Origin of the sequence: Streptomyces brasiliensis, assembly GCF_014647875.1 — a bacterium.
Taxonomy (GTDB): Bacteria; Actinomycetota; Actinomycetes; order Streptomycetales; family Streptomycetaceae; genus Streptomyces; species Streptomyces brasiliensis.
Genome location: NZ_BMQA01000042.1, coordinates 30,225 through 49,001 on the forward strand (window position 1 = coordinate 30,225; position 18,777 = coordinate 49,001).

The following is an 18,777-nucleotide window of genomic DNA, read 5'->3' on the forward strand; positions in this document are numbered from 1 at the left end:
GGGCCTAAGGACATGGGACTCGAAGAAAAGCTGCCGAGCGGCTTCCTGCTGACCACCGTCGAGCAGGCCGCGGGCTGGGTGCGCAAGTCGTCCGTCTTCCCCGCGACGTTCGGCCTCGCCTGCTGTGCCATCGAGATGATGACCACCGGCGCCGGCCGTTACGACTTGGCGCGCTTCGGCATGGAGGTCTTCCGCGGCTCGCCGCGGCAGGCGGACCTGATGATCGTCGCGGGCCGGGTCAGCCAGAAGATGGCGCCGGTGCTGCGGCAGGTCTACGACCAGATGCCCAACCCGAAGTGGGTGATCTCCATGGGCGTCTGCGCCTCCTCGGGCGGCATGTTCAACAACTACGCGATCGTCCAGGGTGTCGACCATGTCGTCCCGGTCGACATCTATCTCCCCGGCTGCCCGCCCCGGCCCGAGATGCTGATGGACGCGATCCTCAAGCTCCACCAGAAGATCCAGTCCTCCAAGCTCGGCGTCAACGCCGAGGAAGCGGCCCGCGAGGCGGAGGAGGCGGCGCTCAAGGCCCTGCCCACGATCGAGATGAAGGGGCTGCTGCGGTGAGTGACGCGAACGGCACCAACGGGGTCAACCCCGAGAAGGACCTCGGCGCCTCCAACCTCCCCGGCCAGCGCGGCGAGGGCGGCGAGGAGATCCGCGTCCAGCGCGGCATGTTCGGTGCCGACAACGGCGGGGACACCTCCGGCTACGGCGGACTGGTCCGCTCCATCCGACTCCCCGGGCCTGCGACCCGCCCCTACGGCGGCTGGTTCGACGAGGTCGCCGACGAACTCGAGGGCGCCCTGGAGGAGCAGGGACTCGTTCCCGGGAACGCCATCGAGAAGACGGTCGTCGACCGGGACGAACTCACCTTCCACATCGAGCGCGAGCACCTGCTGCGCGTCGCCCGCACCCTGCGCGACGACCCGGCCCTGCGCTTCGAACTGTGCACCGGCGTGAGCGGCGTCCACTATCTCCAGGACAAGGGCCGGGAGCTGCACGCCGTCTACCACCTGCGCTCGATCACCCACAACCGGCTGATCCGCATCGAGGTCAGCGCCCCCGACAGCGACCCGCACATCCCGTCGCTGGTGTCGGTCTATCCGACCAACGACTGGCACGAGCGGGAGACCTACGACTTCTTCGGGATCGTCTTCGACGGTCACCCGGCCCTGACGCGGATCATGATGCCGGACGACTGGCAGGGCCATCCGCAGCGCAAGGACTACCCCCTCGGCGGCATCCCCGTCGAGTACAAGGGCGCCCAGATCCCGGCTCCGGACCAGCGGAGGTCGTACTCGTGAGCACGCAGTCAGCAGCCGCCCGTGAAACCACCGAGGGCACCGTATACACGGTGACCGGCGGCGACTGGGACGAGGTCGTCCAGACCGCGGCCCGCGCCGACGACGAGCGCATCGTCGTCAACATGGGTCCCCAGCACCCGTCCACCCACGGTGTGCTCCGCCTGATCCTGGAGATCGAGGGCGAGACGGTCACCGAGGCCCGGTGCGGCATCGGCTACCTCCACACCGGTATCGAGAAGAACCTCGAGTACCGCACGTGGACGCAGGGCACCACGTTCGTGACGCGCATGGATTACCTGACGTCCTTCTTCAATGAGACCGCCTACTGTCTCGCCGTCGAGAAGCTCCTCGGTATCGAGGAGCAGATCACCGAGCGCGCCACGATCATCCGGGTGCTCCTGATGGAGCTGAACCGGCTGTCCTCGCACCTGGTGTGCATCGCCACCGGTGGCATGGAGCTGGGCGCCACCACGATCATGATCTACGGATTCCGTGATCGTGAAATGATTCTCGACATCTACGAGCTGGTCACGGGCCTGCGGATGAACCACGCGTACATCCGGCCCGGCGGACTCGCCCAGGACCTGCCGCCGGGCGCGGTGGACCAGATCCGCGAGTTCGTGAAGAAGATGAAGAAGAACCTCCTGGAGTACGACAAGCTCGCCACCGGGAACCCCATTTTCAAGGCCCGTATGCAGGGCATCGGCTACCTCGACCTGGCCGGCTGCATGGCCCTGGGTGCCACCGGCCCGATCCTGCGCTCCGCCGGCCTGCCGCACGACCTGCGCAAGACGCAGCCGTACTGCGGCTACGAGACCTACGACTTCGAGATCCCGACCGCCGACACCTGCGACGCCTACGGCCGCTTCCTGATCCGGCTGGAGGAGATGCGCCAGTCGCTCGGGATCGTCGAGCAGTGCCTGGACCGGCTCCAGCCCGGACCGGTCATGGTCGCCGACAAGAAGATCGCCTGGCCCGCCCAGCTCGCCCTGGGACCGGACGGACTCGGCAACTCTCTCGACCACATCAAGAAGATCATGGGCACCTCCATGGAGGCCTTGATCCACCACTTCAAGCTGGTGACCGAGGGCTTCCGCGTCCCGCCGGGACAGGTGTACGCGGCCGTCGAGTCGCCGAAGGGCGAACTCGGGGTGCATGCCGTGTCCGACGGCGGCACCCGCCCCTACCGGGTCCACTTCCGCGACCCGTCCTTCACCAACCTGCAGGCCATGGCGGCGATGTGCGAGGGCGGCCAGGTCGCCGACGTCATCGTCGCCGTCGCGTCCATCGACCCCGTGATGGGAGGCGTCGACCGGTGACCACCAGTTCTTCGGAGCGGGGCGTCAGCCTGGGCATGCCCGAACTGCCCGCACCCGCGTATCCGGACGACGTCCGGGCCCGGCTGGAGGCGGACGCGCGTGAGATCATCGCGCGTTACCCCGACTCCCGGTCCGCCCTGCTGCCGATGCTGCACCTCGTGCAGTCGGAGGAGGGCCATGTCACGCGCACCGGGATGCAGTTCTGCGCGGACATGCTGGACCTGACCACGGCCGAGGTCACCGCGGTCGCCACCTTCTACACCATGTACCGGCGCAAGCCCTCCGGTGACTACCAGGTGGGTGTGTGCACCAACACCCTGTGCGCGGTCATGGGCGGTGACGCGATCTTCGAGACGCTCCAGGAGCACCTCGGCGTCGGCAACGGCGAGACCACCGACGACGGCAAGGTCACCCTGGAGCACATCGAGTGCAACGCGGCCTGCGACTACGCGCCGGTCGTGATGGTCAACTGGGAGTTCTTCGACAACCAGACCCCGGCCAGCGCAGCGCGCCTCGTCGACGACCTGCGGGAGGGGCGTCCCGTCGAGCCCACGCGCGGGGCGCGCCTGTGCACCTTCAAGGAGACCGCCCGGATCCTGGCGGGCTTCCCCGACGAGCGGCCGGGGGCCGTCGAGGAGAGCGGCAGCGCGGGACCCGCATCGCTGGTGGGCCTTCGCCTGGCAAGGGGAGAGGCCGCACACACGCGTGTGGTCCATCCGCGGGCCCAGGAACCTCAGGACACGCCGTCCAACGGCCCGGCATCCGAGGAGGGGGAGTGATGACCGTGACATCCGAACTCAAGGACACCAGTCCCGAGAAGCTGCTCGCACCTGTGCTGTCGGCCTTCTGGGACGAGGACGGGTCCTGGACGCTGGACGTCTACCGGAGGCACGAGGGGTACGAGGGGCTGCGCAAGGCGCTCGCGATGTCGCCGGACGACCTGATCGCGTACGTCAAGGAGTCCGGTCTGCGCGGGCGCGGCGGCGCGGGATTCCCGACGGGAATGAAATGGCAGTTCATCCCCCAGGGTGATGGAAAACCGCACTATCTGGTTGTCAACGCCGACGAATCGGAGCCGGGAACCTGCAAGGACATCCCGCTCCTCTTCGCGAACCCGCACAGCCTCATCGAGGGCATTGTGATCGCGTGTTATGCCATCAGGTCGTCGCATGCCTTCATCTATCTGCGTGGTGAAGTCGTCCCTGTTCTGCGGCGGTTGCACGAGGCCGTGCGCGAGGCCTACGCGGCGGGCTACCTCGGCGAGAACATCCTGGGCAGCGGACTCGACCTGGACCTCACCGTGCATGCCGGCGCCGGCGCGTACATCTGCGGTGAGGAGACCGCGTTGCTCGACTCGCTCGAGGGCCGCCGTGGTCAACCGCGGCTGCGTCCCCCTTTCCCTGCCGTCGAAGGGCTCTATGCCTGCCCGACTGTTGTGAACAACGTCGAGTCGATCGCGTCGGTTCCCGCCATCCTGAAAAACGGGAAAGAGTGGTTCAGGTCGATGGGGAGCGAGAAGTCCCCGGGCTTCACGCTCTACTCGCTCAGCGGCCACGTCGCGAGCCCCGGCCAGTACGAGGCGCCGCTGGGCATCACGCTGCGCCAACTCCTCGACATGAGCGGCGGGATGCGGTCCGGGCACCGGCTGAAGTTCTGGACGCCGGGCGGCTCCTCGACGCCGATGTTCACCGACGAGCACCTCGACGTCCCTCTTGATTACGAGGGCGTGGGTGCCGCGGGTTCCATGCTCGGCACGAAAGCACTCCAGTGCTTCGACGAGACGACCTGCGTCGTGCGCGCCGTCACCCGCTGGACCGAGTTCTACGCCCACGAGTCCTGCGGCAAGTGCACGCCCTGCCGCGAAGGCACGTACTGGCTCGTCCAGTTGATGCGCGACATCGAGGCGGGCAAGGGCGCCATGTCCGACCTCGACAAGCTGGCCGACATCGCCGACAACATCAACGGCAAGGCCTTCTGCGCCCTCGGCGACGGAGCCGCCGCACCGATCTTCTCCTCGCTCAAGTACTTCCGCGAGGAGTACGAGCAGCACATCACGGGCCGGGGCTGCCCCTTCGACCCGGCCAAGTCGACGGCCTGGGCGGACCGCCCGGAGGTGAACGCATGACCGTGACCACCAGTGCTCCCTCCGGAGGGGGAGAGGCGGCGGTCCCGCCGGAAGACCTCGTCACGCTGACGATCGACGGCGCCGAGATCAGCGTGCCCAAGGGCACCCTGGTCATCCGGGCCGCCGAACAGCTCGGCATCGAGGTCCCCCGCTTCTGCGACCACCCTCTCCTCGACCCGGTCGGCGCCTGCCGCCAGTGCATCGTCGAGGTCGAGGGCCAGCGCAAGCCCATGGCGTCCTGCACGATCACGTGCACCGACGGGATGGTGGTGAAGACCCAGCTCACCTCGCAGGTCGCCGAGAAGGCCCAGCACGGGGTGATGGAGCTGCTGCTCATCAACCACCCGCTGGACTGCCCGGTCTGCGACAAGGGCGGTGAGTGCCCGCTGCAGAACCAGGCCATGTCGCACGGCAACGCCGAGTCCCGCTTCGAGGGCCGCAAGCGCACGTACGAGAAGCCGGTCCCGATCTCCACGCAGGTGCTGCTCGACCGGGAGCGCTGCGTGCTGTGTGCCCGCTGCACCCGGTTCTCCCAGCAGATCGCGGGCGACCCGATGATCGAGCTGCTGGAACGGGGCGCGCTCCAGCAGGTGGGCACCGGCGAGGGCGACCCCTTCGAGTCGTACTTCTCCGGGAACACCATCCAGATCTGCCCGGTCGGCGCGCTCACCTCGGCGGCGTACCGCTTCCGCTCCCGCCCGTTCGACCTGGTCTCCTCGCCGTCGGTGTGCGAGCACTGTGCAGGCGGCTGCGCGACCCGGACGGACCACCGGCGCGGCAAGGTCATGCGCCGCCTCGCCGCCTCCGACCCCGAGGTCAACGAGGAGTGGATCTGCGACAAGGGACGGTTCGCGTTCCGGTACGCGCAGCTGAAGGACCGCCTCGACACGCCCCTGGTGCGCAATGCGGACGGCGTCCTGGAGCCCGCGTCCTGGCCCGAGGCGCTGGACGCCGCGGCCACCGGGCTGTCCGCGGCGAAGGCCAGGGCCGGTGTCCTCACCGGTGGCCGCCTCACCGTCGAGGACGCCTACGCTTACAGCAAGTTCGCGCGCGTGGCGCTCGACACCAACGACATCGACTTCCGCGCGCGCGTGCACAGCGGCGAGGAGGCCGACTTCCTGGCCGCGCGGGTCGCCGGACGCGGACGCGATCTCGACGGTACGGGTGTCACGTACACCTCGCTGGAGAAGGCGCCCGCCGTCCTGCTGGTCGGGTTCGAGTCGGAGGAGGAGGCGCCCGGCGTCTTCCTGCGGCTGCGCAAGGCCTGGCGCAAGCGCAAGCAGAAGGTGTTCTCGCTCGCCACCTACGCCACCCGGGGCCTGGAGAAGGCGGGCGGCACGCTGCTGCCGGCCGCGCCCGGCACCGAGACCGAGTGGCTGGACGCGCTGGCCAGCGGCGTCGGCCTGGAGGACTCCGGCACCACGGCCGCCGAGGCGCTGCGCGCCGAGGGCGCGGTCATCGTCGTCGGCGAGCGGCTGGCCGCCGTCGCCGGTGGTCTGACCGCCGCCGTACGGGCCGCGTCCGCGACCGGCGCGCAGCTGGTGTGGATCCCGCGCCGTGCCGGAGAGCGCGGCGCGATCGAGGCCGGCGCGCTGCCGGCGCTGCTGCCCGGCGGACGTCCGGCGGCCGACCCACGCGCGCGTGAGGAGGTCGCCGCGGCCTGGGGCCTGGCCGAACTCCCGCTCCGCCACGGCCGGGACACCGGCCAGATCGTCGAGGCCGCCGCCACCGGCGAACTGTCGGCCCTGGTGGTCGCGGGCGTGGAGGTCGCCGACCTGCCCGACCCGGCACGCGCGCGTCAGGCGCTCGCGGCGGTCGGCTTCCTGGTGTCGCTCGAGCAGCGGCCCACCGAGGTAACCGAGCACGCCGACGTCGTCCTGCCGGTCGCCGCGGTCGCCGAGAAGGCGGGCACCTTCCTCAACTGGGAAGGCCGGGCCCGCTTCTTCGAGGCCGCGCTCAAGCCCGAGCAGATGACCCGGCGCCTGGCGCCGACCGACGCGCGCGTGCTGCAGATGCTGGCCGACGCCATGGACGTACACCTGGGGCTGCCGGACCTGCGCACCACGCGCGCGGAGCTCGACCGGCTCGGCGGCTGGGACGGGCCGCGGGCCTCCGAGCCGCTGGAGTCGTCGGCCGTGCTGCCGCGACCGGCGGCCGGTGAGGCCGTGCTCGCGGGGCACCGGCTGCTGCTCGACCAGGGCGTCCTCCAGGAGGGCGACGACGCGCTCGCCGGCACCCGGCACGCGGCACGCGCGCGCGTGTCGGCCGCGACCGCTGCCGAGGCGGGCGTCAAGGACGGCGACCTCCTCGCCGTCAGCGGGCCCGCCGGGACGGTCGAACTTCCGCTCCAGGTCACCGGGATGCCCGACCGGGTGGTCTGGCTCCCGCTCAACTCCGCCGGCGGGGGCGTGGCCTCCGACACCGGGGCGCTGCCCGGCGCCCTCGTCCGCATCGGCCCGGCGCCGCTCGCCGGTGAGGCCCCCAAGGAGGTGGAGGCATGAGCCCGTACCTCGCCGCTGAAGACCTCTCGATGTTCGGCACCGATCCGTGGTGGCTGGTCGTCGTGAAGGCCGTCTTCTGTTTCGCCTTCCTCATGGTGACCGTGCTGTTCTCCATCGTCTGGGAGCGCAAGGTCGTCGCCTGGATGCAGTTGCGCATCGGTCCCAACCGGCACGGCCCCTGGGGCATGCTCCAGTCGCTCGCCGACGGCGTGAAGCTGATGCTCAAGGAAGACGTCATCGTCAAGCGCGCCGACAAGGTGGTCTACATCCTCGCGCCGGTCGTCGCGGCCGTCCCGGCCTTCATGGCGATCGCGGTGATCCCCTTCGGGCCGGCCGGAAACGAGATCTCGGTCTTCGGCCACCGCACCACGATGCAGCTCACCGACCTGCCGATCGCGATGCTCTACATCCTCGCGGTCGCCTCGGTCGGCATCTACGGCATCGTGCTGGCGGGTTGGAGTTCCGGATCGACCTACCCGCTGCTCGGCGGACTGCGCTCCTGCGCGCAGATGATCTCGTACGAGATCGCCATGGGCGCCGCGTTCGCCTCCGTGTTCCTCTACTCGGGGTCGATGTCGACGTCGACGATCGTCGAGCAGCAGCAGGACCGCTGGTACATCCTCCTGCTGCCGGTCTCCTTCATCCTGTACATCGTCACGATGGTCGGCGAGACCAACCGCGCCCCCTTCGACATGCCGGAGTCCGAGGGCGACCTGGTCGGCGGCTTCAACACCGAGTACTCGTCCATCAAGTTCGCGCTGTTCATGCTCGCCGAGTACGTGAACATGGTGACGGTGTCGGCCGTGTCGACCACGCTCTTCCTCGGCGGCTGGCGCGCTCCGTGGCCGATCAGCACCTTCTGGGAGGGCGCGAACCACGGCTGGTGGCCGATGCTCTGGTTCGTCATCAAGGTCCAGTTGCTGCTCTTCTTCTTCATCTGGCTGCGCGGCACGCTCCCGCGCGTGCGCTACGACCAGCTGATGAAGCTCGGCTGGAAGGTGCTCATCCCGGTCTCCGTGGTCTGGCTGATGCTCGTCGCGACCGTACGGACCCTCAGGAACGAGAACTACGACTTCGCCGACATCGCCCTCTACGTCGGCGGCGGTGTCCTGGCCCTGTTGCTGCTGTCGTTCGTCGTCGACATGTTCCGCGACAAGGCGAAGCCGGCCGAGCGGCCCGCGGCCGAGATGATCGGGTTCGACCCGATGGCGGGCGGATTCCCCGTACCGCCGATGCCCGGCCAGGAGCTGCCGCCGGTGCCCAGGCGTCGTCCCCGCCGCGAACGCGAGCTGATTGTCAGTGGCGGGTCGGACACTGTCAGTGACGGATCTTCGGATGGAAAGGAGGCGTCCGATGGCTGAGGAGCCGAAGGAGACCGAGCAGTTGAAGCCTGGCTTCATGAACCCCGTAGCCGGCTTCGGCGTGACCTTCAAGGCCATGTTCAAGAAGCGGCTGACCGAGCAGTACCCGGAACAGAAGAAGACCACGGCTCCGCGGTTCCACGGACGGCACCAGCTCAACCGCCATCCGGACGGCCTGGAGAAGTGCGTGGGCTGCGAGCTGTGCGCCTGGGCCTGTCCCGCCGACGCCATCTATGTGGAGGGCGCCGACAACACGGACGAGGAGCGCTACTCCCCGGGTGAGCGGTACGGCCGCGTCTACCAGATCAACTACGCCCGCTGCATCCTGTGCGGCCTGTGCATCGAGGCGTGCCCCACGCGCGCGCTCACGATGACCAACGAGTTCGAGCTGGCCGACTCCAGCCGCGCCAACCTCATCTACACCAAGGAGCAGCTGCTCGCCGGTCTGGACGAGGGCATGGTCGACACCCCGCACGCGATCTTCCCGGGCACGGACGAGCAGGACTACTACCGGGGCCTCGTCACGGAGGCCGCGCCCGGGACCGTACGCCAGGTGGCCGTCTCCAAGGGCGAGCAGCCGGAAGACCAGGAGGTGGACGCATGAGTGCGCAGCTCGCCGCCTACACCACCTCCACCGGCGAGGCCTTCCAGTTCTGGGTCCTCGGCACCGTCGCCGTGATCGGCGCCCTGGGCACCGTCTTCATGAAGAAGGCCGTGCACAGCGCGCTCAGCCTCGCCGGGACCATGATCGTCCTGGCGGTGTTCTACCTCGCCAACGGCGCGTACTTCCTGGGCATCGTGCAGATCGTCGTCTACACCGGCGCGATCATGATGCTGTTCCTCTTCGTGGTGATGCTCGTCGGCGTGACCGCCGCGGACTCCCTGAAGGAGACCATCCAGGGCCAGCGCTGGCTGGCCCTGCTGTGCGGGGTCGGCTTCGGGGTCCTGCTGCTCGGCGGGATCGGGAACGCGACGCTGACGGAGTTCAACGGCACCGGCCGGGCGAACGCGAACGGCAACGTGGAGGGCCTCGCCGCCCTCATCTTCACCAAGTACGTCTTCGCCTTCGAAATCACCGGCGCCCTGCTCATCACGGCCGCCGTCGGCGCCATGGTGCTCACCCACCGCGAGCGCACCGAACGCGCCAAGACCCAGCGCGAGCTGGCCGAACAGCGCGTGCGCGAGGGCAAGCACGTCCCGCCGCTGCCCGCACCCGGTGTCTACGCCCGGCACAACGCCGTGGACATCGCGGGCCTGCTGCCCGACGGCACCCCGTCCGAGCTCACCGTCAACAAGACGCTGCGCGAACGCGGCCAGATCCGTGACGTGTCGGCCGAGGCCCTCAACGACCTCAAGGCCCTGGAACAGCGCGCCGAGGAACGGCTGGAGCGTACGGCGATCGAGCCGGCCAACCTCAAGCGGGCCGAGGAGGCGTCGAAGTGAACCCGGTCAACTACCTCTATCTCGCCGCCCTGTTGTTCACGATCGGCGCGACCGGCGTGCTGATCAGGCGCAACGCGATCGTCGTGTTCATGTGCATCGAGCTGATGCTCAACGCCTGCAACCTCGCGTTCGTCGTCTTCTCCCGGATGCACGGCAATCTCGACGGCCAGATCATCGCCTTCTTCACGATGGTCGTCGCCGCCGCGGAGGTCGTGGTCGGGCTCGCGATCATCGTGTCGCTGTTCCGTACCCGCCACTCGGCCTCGGTCGACGACGCCAGCCTGATGAAGCTGTAAGGGGTCGCTGAATCGTGGAGAACCTGATTGCGCTGCTGATCGCGGCGCCCCTGCTCGGAGCGGCGCTGCTGCTGACCGGCGGCCGCCGCCTGGACTCCGTCGGCCACTGGATCGGCACGCTGCTGTCGGCGACCTCCTTCGTGTTCGGCGTGATCCTCTTCGCCGACCTGCTGGGCAAGGACGCCGAACACCGCACCCTGACCCAGCACCTGTACACCTGGGTCCCGGTCGAGAGCTTCCAGGCGGACGTCACCTTCCGCCTCGACCAGCTGTCGATGACGTTCGTCCTGCTGATCACCGGCGTCGGCTCGCTGATCCACCTGTACTCGGTGGGGTACATGGAGCACGACGAGCGCCGGCGCCGCTTCTTCGGCTATCTGAACCTGTTCCTCGCGGCGATGCTGCTGCTCGTCCTCGCCGACAACTACCTGCTGCTGTACGTCGGCTGGGAGGGCGTCGGTCTCGCCTCGTACCTGCTGATCGGCTTCTGGCAGCACAAGCCCAGCGCCGCCACGGCCGCGAAGAAGGCCTTCCTGGTCAACCGCGTCGGCGACATGGGCCTGTCGATCGCGATCATGCTGATGTTCACGACGTTCGGCACGTTCGCCTTCGGGCCGGTGCTCGGCAGCGTCGGTGACGCATCCGAGGGGAAGCTCACCGCCATCGGCCTGATGCTGCTGCTCGCCGCCTGCGGCAAGTCCGCCCAGGTGCCGCTGCAGTCCTGGCTCGGGGACGCGATGGAGGGCCCGACCCCGGTCTCGGCCCTCATCCACGCCGCGACGATGGTGACCGCGGGCGTCTACCTGATCGTCCGCTCCGGCGCCATCTTCAACGCGGCGCCCGACGCCCAGCTCGTCGTCACGGTCGTCGGCGCGGTCACGCTCCTGTTCGGTGCGATCGTCGGTTGCGCCAAGGACGACATCAAGAAGGCACTGGCCGGCTCGACCATGTCGCAGATCGGCTACATGATCCTGGCGGCGGGCCTCGGCCCGATCGGCTACGTCTTCGCGATCATGCACCTCGTCACGCACGGCTTCTTCAAGGCCGGACTGTTCCTCGGCGCCGGTTCGGTCATGCACGGCATGAACGACGAGGTCGACATGCGCAAGTACGGCGGCCTCAGGACGTACATGCCGATCACGTTCGTCACCTTCGGCCTCGGCTATCTGGCGATCATCGGCTTCCCGTTCCTGTCCGGCTTCTACTCCAAGGACGCCATCATCGAGGCGGCCTTCGCCAAGGGCGGCACCCAGGGCTGGATCCTCGGTGGCGTGGCCCTGCTGGGCGCGGCCATCACCGCGTTCTACATGACGCGCGTGATGCTGATGACGTTCTTCGGCGAGAAGCGCTGGCAGCCCGACGAGAACGGCAACGAGCCGCACCCGCACGAGTCGCCGAGCGTCATGACGATCCCGATGATCGTGCTCGCGGTCGGCTCGGTCGGCGCCGGTTTCTTCTTCCACCTCGGCGACCGCTTCCTGAACTGGCTGGAGCCCGTCACCGGGCACGAGGAGGGCAACTCGCCGGTCGGCGCGGGCGCGATCACCGCCGCCACCCTGGTGCTCCTGGTCGTCGGCGCGGGCATCGCCTACCTGCAGTACGGCCGCAAGCCCGTCCCCGTCACCGCCCCGCGCGGCTCGCTGCTCGCCCGGGCCGCCCGGCGCGACCTGCTCCAGGACGACTTCAACCACGTCGTCCTGGTCCGCGGCGGAGAGCACCTCACGCGCTCCCTGGTGTACGTCGACCACACCCTGGTCGACGGGGTGGTCAACGGTACGGCGGCCTCGTTCGGCGGCCTGTCCGGACGGCTGCGGCGGCTGCAGAACGGCTTCGCGCGCAGCTACGCGGTCTCGATGTTCGGCGGTGCGGCACTCCTGGTCGCCGCGACCCTGCTGATGAGGGCGGTCTGATACCGATGTCCTTTCCTCTGCTGACAGCGACGGCGGTACTCCCGGCCGTCGGGGCGATCGCCACGGCCGCCGTACCGGCCGCCCGGCGCACCGCCGCCAAGTGGCTGGCGTTGCTGGTCTCGCTCGCCACGCTGGCCCTGGCGATCGTCATCCTGGTCCGCTTCGACCCGGGCGGCGCGCGCTACCAGCTCACCGAGTCCCACGCCTGGATCTCGGCCTTCGGGGTCAGGTACGAACTGGGCGTCGACGGCATCGGCGTCGCCCTCGTCGCGCTGACCGCCCTGCTGATCCCGTTCATCGTCCTCGCGGGCTGGCACGACGCCGACCCGCTGGAGACCGGCAGCAAGCGGTGGCGGCCCACGCAGGGCTTCTTCGCGCTGATCCTGGCCGTCGAGGCGATGGTGATCATCTCCTTCGAGGCCACCGACGTCTTCCTCTTCTACATCTTCTTCGAAGCCATGCTGATCCCGATGTACTTCCTCATCGGCGGCTTCGGGGACCGTGCCCACGAGCACGGCGAGGAAGCGGCGTCGACGCAACGGTCGTACGCCGCCGTGAAGTTCCTCCTCTACAACCTGGTCGGCGGTCTGATCATGCTGGCCGCGGTGATCGGCCTCTATGTGGTCGCCGGGAACTTCAGCCTCCAGGAGATCGTGCAGGCGCGGGCCAATGGTTCGCTGCACATGGCGACGAGCACCGAACGCTGGCTGTTCCTGGGCTTCTTCTTCGCCTTCGCGGTGAAGGCGCCCCTGTGGCCGCTGCACACCTGGCTTCCCAACGCGATGGGGGAGGCCACTGCTCCGGTCGCCGTCCTCATCACCGCGGTCGTCGACAAGGTCGGCACCTTCGCGATGCTCCGCTTCTGCCTCCAGCTGTTCCCGGAGGCGTCGAAGTGGGCGACGCCGGTCATCCTCGTCCTGGCGCTCATCAGCATCGTCTACGGGGCGCTGCTCGCGGTCGGCCAGCGCGACATCAAGCGGCTGGTGGCGTACGCGTCGATCTCGCACTTCGGCTTCATCATCCTGGGCATCTTCGCGATGACCAGCCAGGGTCAGTCCGGTGCGACGCTGTACATGGTCAACCACGGCATCTCCACGGCCGCACTCATGCTGGTCGCCGGCTTCCTGATCTCCCGGCGCGGCTCGCGGCTCATCGCCGACTACGGCGGGGTGCAGAAGGTCGCCCCGGTGCTCGCCGGCACGTTCCTGATCGGCGGCCTGGCGACGCTGTCGCTGCCCGGACTGGCACCGTTCGTCAGTGAGTTCCTGGTCCTGGTCGGCACGTTCACGCGCTACCCGGCCATCGGCATCATCGCCACCTTCGGCATCGTCCTCGCCGCGCTGTACACCCTCGTGCTCTACCAGCGCACGATGACGGGCCCGGTGAAGCCGGAGGTCACGGCGATGCCCGACCTCAGGGCGCGGGAGCTGGTGGTCGTGGCGCCGCTGATCGTGCTGCTGATCTTCCTGGGCGTCTACCCGAAGCCTGTCACGGACATCGTCAACCCGGCGGTCAAACAGACCATGTCCGACGTACACCAGACCGACCCCAAGCCCGAGGTGGAGGCCGCCAAGTGAGCACAGCAGCCGTCCACAGCCTGTGGACAACCGCGTCCGACCCGATCGCGAAGATCGGCGCGCCGAAGATCGAATACGGACAATTGTCGCCGACCCTGATCGTCGTCGGCGCGGCCGTCGTCGGGGTGCTGGTCGAGGCGTTCGTCCCCCGCAAGTCCCGCTACTACGCGCAGGTGTTCGTCGCCGTCGTCGCCCTCTGCGCCGCCTTCGCGGCGGTCGTCGCACTGGCGGCCGACGGATACGGCACCACGAAGGCGCGCATCGCGGCCATGGGCGCCATCGCGGTCGACGGGCCCGCCCTGTTCCTGCAGGGCACGATCCTGCTGGCCGGCCTGGTCGCCCTGTTCACCTTCGCCGAGCGGCGACTGGACCCGGCAGCGCACGGCAACCGGGTCGACTCCTTCGCCGCGCAGGCCGCGTCCGTGCCGGGCAGCGACAGCGAGAAGGCCGCGGTCAAGGCCGGATTCACGACCACCGAGGTCTTCCCGCTGCTGCTCTTCGCGATCGCGGGCATGCTGATCTTCCCTGCGGCCAACGACCTGCTGACGCTCTTCGTGGCCCTGGAGGTCTTCTCCCTCCCGCTGTACCTGATGTGCGCCCTGGCCCGCCGCAAGCGCCTGATGTCGCAGGAGGCCGCGGTCAAGTACTTCCTGCTCGGCGCGTTCGCCTCCGCGTTCACACTGTTCGGCATCGCGCTGCTGTACGGCTACGCGGGCTCGGTGTCGTACGGCACGATCGCTCAGGTCGTCGAGGGCACGATCCCCAACGTCGACCCGGCGCTCGCCGACACCATGGGCAACGACGCGCTGCTGCTCATCGGCGCCGCGCTGGTCGTGATGGGGCTGCTGTTCAAGGTGGGCGCCATCCCGTTCCACATGTGGACCCCGGACGTCTACCAGGGCGCGCCCACCCCGGTGACCGGCTTCATGGCGGCGGCGACCAAGGTGGCGGCGTTCGGCGCGCTGCTGCGGCTGCTCTACGTCATCCTGCCCGGCCTGCGCTGGGACTGGCGGCCGGTCATGTGGGCCGTCGCGATCATCACGATGCTGGGCGGCGCGATCGTCGCGATCACCCAGACCGACATCAAGCGCCTGCTGGCGTACTCGTCGATCGCGCACGCGGGATTCATCCTCGCGGGTGTCATCGCGACCTCGAAGGACGGCGTGTCGTCCGTCCTCTTCTACCTCGCCGGGTACTCCTTCGTGACGATCGGCGCGTTCGCCGTGGTCACGCTGGTGCGCGACGCGGGCGGCGAGGCGACGCACCTGTCCAAGTGGGCCGGGCTCGGCCGCCGCTCGCCGCTCGTCGCGGCCGTGTTCGCGGTGTTCCTGCTGGCCTTCGCGGGCATTCCCCTGACCTCCGGCTTCGCGGGGAAGTTCGCGGTCTTCAAGGCGGCGGCGGAGGGCGGAGCGGCCCCGCTGGTCGTGATCGGAGTGATCTCCTCGGCGATCGCGGCGTTCTTCTACATCCGCGTGATCGTGTTGATGTTCTTCAGCGAGCCCAGGCCGGAGGGGCCGACCGTGGCCGTGCCGTCCCCGCTCACCATGGCAGCGATCGCCGTGGGCGTGGCGGTGACGCTGGTCCTCGGTGTGGCACCGCAGTACTTCCTGGACCTGGCGAGCCAGGCGGGAGTCTTCGTGCGCTGACGTGACACCGGCGCACATGGCGGCCCGGCACCCCGTCCACGGGTGCCGGGCCGTTCTGCTGCCGGGGAGCCTGTGGACAACTCCGGGGATGTCGGTGCGGAGCCCTATCGTGGACGCAGTGGTCGAGGGACGACGTACGGGGGCACGGTGATGGGCGGGACGGGCGGGATCGGCGGGATGACAGGGGTGAGCGAGAGCGAGGCGCTGGCCACGCTGCACCGGGTCTTCGGGTACGAGGCGTTCCGGGGCGAGCAGGAAGCGGTCATCGAGCATGTGGTGGCGGGCGGCGACGCCGTGGTCCTCATGCCGACCGGCGGCGGAAAGTCGCTCTGCTATCAGATCCCGGCCCTGGTCAGACCGGGTACGGGTGTCGTGGTCTCGCCGCTCATCGCGCTCATGCAGGACCAGGTGGACGCGCTGCGGGCGCTCGGCGTGCGCGCCGGGTTCATCAACTCCACGCTGGACTTCGACGAGCGCCGCGTGGTCGAGGCGGAGTTCCTGGCGGGCGAGCTGGACCTGCTGTACCTGGCCCCGGAGCGGCTGCGCCTGGACGCCACCCTGGACCTGCTCTCCCGCGGCAAGATCTCCGTCTTCGCCATCGACGAGGCGCACTGCGTGTCCCAGTGGGGCCACGACTTCCGCCCCGACTATCTGACCCTCTCCGTGCTGGGCGAGCGCTGGCCGGACGTCCCGCGGATCGCCCTCACGGCGACGGCGACGCGCGCGACGCACCAGGAGATCACGCAGCGGCTGACCATGCCGGCGGCCCGCCACTTCGTCGCGAGCTTCGACAGCCCCAACATCCAGTACCGGATCGTGCCCAAGGCCGACCCCAGGAAGCAGCTGCTCGCCTTCCTGCGCGAGGAGCACGCGGGCGACGCGGGCATCGTGTACTGCCTGTCGCGCAACTCGGTGGAGAAGACGGCCGAGTTCCTGACCGCCAACGGCATCGAGGCAGTGCCCTATCACGCCGGACTGGACGCGGGCACGCGCGCGGCGCACCAGGCCCGGTTCCTGCGCGAGGACGGCCTGGTCGTGGTCGCCACGATCGCCTTCGGAATGGGCATCGACAAGCCGGACGTACGGTTCGTCGCCCACCTCGACCTACCCAAGTCGATCGAGGGCTACTACCAGGAGACGGGCCGCTCGGGGCGCGACGGCCTGCCCTCGACGGCCTGGATGGCCTACGGCCTCAATGACGTCATACAGCAGCGCAAGCTGATCCAGTCCGGCGAGGGCGACGAGGCCTTCCGCCGCCGCGCCGCCGCTCATCTGGACTCGATGCTCGCGCTGTGCGAGACGGTCCAGTGCCGTCGCGGCCAGCTGCTCGCCTACTTCGGCCAGGATCCCGACCCGGCGGGCTGCGGCAACTGCGACACCTGTCTGACCGCGCCGGAGACCTGGGACGGCACGATCGCCGCACAGAAGGTGCTGTCGACCGTGGTGCGGCTGCAGCGGGAGCGCGGGCAGAAGTTCGGCGCGGTGCAGATCATCGACATCCTGCTCGGCAAGCGCACCGGCAAGGTGATCCAGTTCGACCACGATCAGCTGTCCGTCTTCGGCATCGGCGAAGAACTGGCCGAGGGGGAATGGCGGGGCGTCGTACGGCAGTTGCTGGCCCAGGGGCTGCTGGCGGTCGAGGGGGAGTACGGCACCTTGGTGCTCACCGAGGCGAGCGGCTCGGTGCTGCGGCGGGAGCGGGAGGTGCCGCTGCGCAAGGAGCCGAAGAAGCCTGCGGTGGCGCGGGGTTCGTCGTCCTCGGGCAAGGGGGAGCGCAAGGCCAAGGCCGTCGCGGTCGAGTTGGAGGAGGAGTTGCTCCCGGCGTTCGAGGCGCTGCGCGCCTGGCGCGCCGAGCAGGCCCGCGAGCAGGGCGTCCCGGCGTACGTCATCTTCCACGACGCCACGCTCCGGGAGATCGTCAGCCGTTGGCCGGGCTCGGTGGCGGAGCTGGGCACGGTGAGCGGGGTCGGCGAGAAGAAGCTGGCGACGTACGGGGACGGCGTGCTCGTGGTGCTGTCGTCGTTGTCGGCGCCCGGCACGGCCGCCGGATCGGCACAGGCGAGCGGTGTGGCGCCGGACGACGACTGGCCGGAGCCGGACGAGGAACCGGGGCCGGACGACTGGACATAGGAGCCCGGCGGGCACTCACCAGGTTCTGGCCAAGCGGTCGTCCGGCATTCACCAGGCGGCCGGGCCGATCCGTCAGGTCAGTGCCGTCAGCCCCGGGGCGAACGTGATCACCAGGGGCAGGAGCGGTACCAGCGCGGCCACCGTCGTCGTCAGGGCCCGGTGCCTGCGAAGGAGCCGCGGTGGGGGTTCGAGGAGCCGGTCGACGCGCTCGCCGAGCAGGCGGCGGCTGGAGGCGCAGGACAGGACGCCCCGGTGCTGGTTCAGCTCGATCAGCGCGAGGGCGGTGGTCAGGTGGCCGCAGCGCCGGGAGGCCGCGTCGTCGGCGGCGAGTTCGACGAGACGGTGGGTCTGGTCGCAGAAGTGGGCGAACAGCGGCACCCGCGGGAAACCCGTGGCCAGTGCCGTGGAGAGATGGAGCAGCCAGTCGTGGTGGGCGCGGGCGTGACCGCGCTCATGGGTGAGGACCGCGTCGAGCTGATGGTCGGTGAGGCGCTGCAGCGCACCAGTGGTGACGACCAGCTGGGGCGGATGGCCGGGCATCCACCAGGCGTCCGGGTACTCGTCCTCCAGCACCAGCATCGGACCGCGCGCGGCCGGTAGCCCGGCGGGCAGCTCCGGGGCGCGTTCACGCAGGTGCGCGCGGGTAAGGTCGCGGCGCCGGCGGGCCTCGGTGAGTTCGCGGGCCAGCATCGCCGTCGTCCACGCCGCTCCGCAGGCGAGCAGCAGCGTGAGGGCGACGGCCCAGACCGGTGCGACGGAGAGGTCGTACGCGGCGGCGACGGCGGGTGGCGCGGGCGCGAAGACGCGGTCCCGCACGGTGTGGAAGACCGCGGCCGCGCCGAGCGTCAGCGCGGCCAGGCAGCACAGCAGCACGGTGGCGACCAGGCACTGCCACACCCACAGCCCGACCACGGGTTCCCGCTCGGGCCAGGCCGCGCGGGTCAGCGCGCGCGGTGCGGGCACGGCGGCCGTCAGGGCGACGAGGCTCAGCAGGAGCAGGCAGACGGTCATGCCGGCGGCTCCGGTTCCTGGTCGAAGAAGCGGGCAGATGAGAGGTGGTGCGTATGCGGAACGTCGGTGGTGCGTCGGATGGTGCTGTGTCCCGCAGCCAGTATGACGGCCGCGGGCCACAGCGGTCAGGAGCCGAGGAGGAATCCGGCGC

15 protein-coding genes are annotated in these 18,777 nt (G+C 69.5%); 14 read left to right on the forward strand and 1 reads right to left on the reverse strand.

Annotated features, from left to right (window positions below):
* The first annotated feature begins 12 nt into the window (after window positions 1-12).
* The 14 genes from IEZ19_RS36785 to recQ all read left to right on the forward strand — a co-directional run bounded on the left by IEZ19_RS36785 (window position 13) and on the right by recQ (window position 17,615).
* Window positions 13-567, forward strand: a complete 555-nt coding sequence (locus IEZ19_RS36785) for a NuoB/complex I 20 kDa subunit family protein (protein ID WP_006133126.1) — start codon at window positions 13-15, stop codon at window positions 565-567.
* On the forward strand, window positions 564-1,307 hold the full coding sequence (locus tag IEZ19_RS36790; protein WP_189315741.1) for an NADH-quinone oxidoreductase subunit C: 744 nt from the start codon (window positions 564-566) through the stop codon (window positions 1,305-1,307). The genes IEZ19_RS36785 and IEZ19_RS36790 overlap by 4 nt, the downstream gene beginning before the upstream one ends.
* On the forward strand, window positions 1,304-2,626 hold the full coding sequence (locus tag IEZ19_RS36795) for an NADH-quinone oxidoreductase subunit D (protein WP_189315742.1): 1,323 nt from the start codon (window positions 1,304-1,306) through the stop codon (window positions 2,624-2,626). The genes IEZ19_RS36790 and IEZ19_RS36795 overlap by 4 nt, the downstream gene beginning before the upstream one ends.
* Window positions 2,623-3,405: an NADH-quinone oxidoreductase subunit NuoE gene (gene nuoE, locus IEZ19_RS36800; protein ID WP_189315743.1), complete on the forward strand. Its 783-nt coding sequence runs from the start codon at window positions 2,623-2,625 to the stop codon at window positions 3,403-3,405. The genes IEZ19_RS36795 and nuoE overlap by 4 nt, the downstream gene beginning before the upstream one ends.
* Window positions 3,405-4,751, forward strand: a complete 1,347-nt coding sequence (gene nuoF / locus IEZ19_RS36805) for an NADH-quinone oxidoreductase subunit NuoF (protein WP_373297110.1) — start codon at window positions 3,405-3,407, stop codon at window positions 4,749-4,751. Before nuoE ends, nuoF begins: the two co-directional genes overlap by 1 nt.
* On the forward strand, window positions 4,748-7,252 hold the full coding sequence (locus tag IEZ19_RS36810) for an NADH-quinone oxidoreductase subunit G (RefSeq protein WP_189315745.1): 2,505 nt from the start codon (window positions 4,748-4,750) through the stop codon (window positions 7,250-7,252). Before nuoF ends, IEZ19_RS36810 begins: the two co-directional genes overlap by 4 nt.
* Window positions 7,249-8,613 carry an NADH-quinone oxidoreductase subunit NuoH gene (nuoH, locus tag IEZ19_RS36815; RefSeq protein ID WP_189315746.1) on the forward strand — a complete coding sequence of 455 codons (1,365 nt, stop codon included), beginning with the start codon at window positions 7,249-7,251 and terminating at the stop codon, window positions 8,611-8,613. The genes IEZ19_RS36810 and nuoH overlap by 4 nt, the downstream gene beginning before the upstream one ends.
* A complete protein-coding gene (nuoI, locus tag IEZ19_RS36820; protein ID WP_189315747.1) occupies window positions 8,606-9,217 on the forward strand; it encodes an NADH-quinone oxidoreductase subunit NuoI in 612 nt (203 codons plus the stop codon). The genes nuoH and nuoI overlap by 8 nt, the downstream gene beginning before the upstream one ends.
* The gene (locus tag IEZ19_RS36825) at window positions 9,214-10,056 is read left to right on the forward strand and encodes an NADH-quinone oxidoreductase subunit J (protein WP_189315748.1); all 843 of its coding nucleotides are present in this window, start codon (window positions 9,214-9,216) and stop codon (window positions 10,054-10,056) included. The genes nuoI and IEZ19_RS36825 overlap by 4 nt, the downstream gene beginning before the upstream one ends.
* Window positions 10,053-10,352: an NADH-quinone oxidoreductase subunit NuoK gene (gene nuoK / locus IEZ19_RS36830; RefSeq protein WP_073901863.1), complete on the forward strand. Its 300-nt coding sequence runs from the start codon at window positions 10,053-10,055 to the stop codon at window positions 10,350-10,352. The genes IEZ19_RS36825 and nuoK overlap by 4 nt, the downstream gene beginning before the upstream one ends.
* A 14-nt stretch (window positions 10,353-10,366) precedes the next feature.
* Window positions 10,367-12,262, forward strand: a complete 1,896-nt coding sequence (gene nuoL, locus IEZ19_RS36835; protein ID WP_189315749.1) for an NADH-quinone oxidoreductase subunit L — start codon at window positions 10,367-10,369, stop codon at window positions 12,260-12,262.
* A 5-nt stretch (window positions 12,263-12,267) separates the two neighbouring features.
* Complete coding sequence (locus tag IEZ19_RS36840) at window positions 12,268-13,839, forward strand: NADH-quinone oxidoreductase subunit M (protein ID WP_189315750.1); 1,572 nt, start codon at window positions 12,268-12,270, stop codon at window positions 13,837-13,839.
* On the forward strand, window positions 13,836-15,485 hold the full coding sequence (nuoN, locus tag IEZ19_RS36845) for an NADH-quinone oxidoreductase subunit NuoN (RefSeq protein WP_189315751.1): 1,650 nt from the start codon (window positions 13,836-13,838) through the stop codon (window positions 15,483-15,485). Before IEZ19_RS36840 ends, nuoN begins: the two co-directional genes overlap by 4 nt.
* Before the next feature lie 150 nt (window positions 15,486-15,635).
* Entirely contained in the window at window positions 15,636-17,615 is a 1,980-nt protein-coding gene (recQ, locus tag IEZ19_RS36850; protein WP_189315769.1) for a DNA helicase RecQ, read from the forward strand.
* 72 nt (window positions 17,616-17,687) lie between these two features.
* Here the strand turns inward: recQ and IEZ19_RS36855 are convergent, their stop codons facing one another.
* Window positions 17,688-18,626, reverse strand: a complete 939-nt coding sequence (locus tag IEZ19_RS36855; protein WP_189315752.1) for a M56 family metallopeptidase — start codon at window positions 18,624-18,626, stop codon at window positions 17,688-17,690.
* Between the last annotated feature and the right edge of the window lie 151 nt (window positions 18,627-18,777).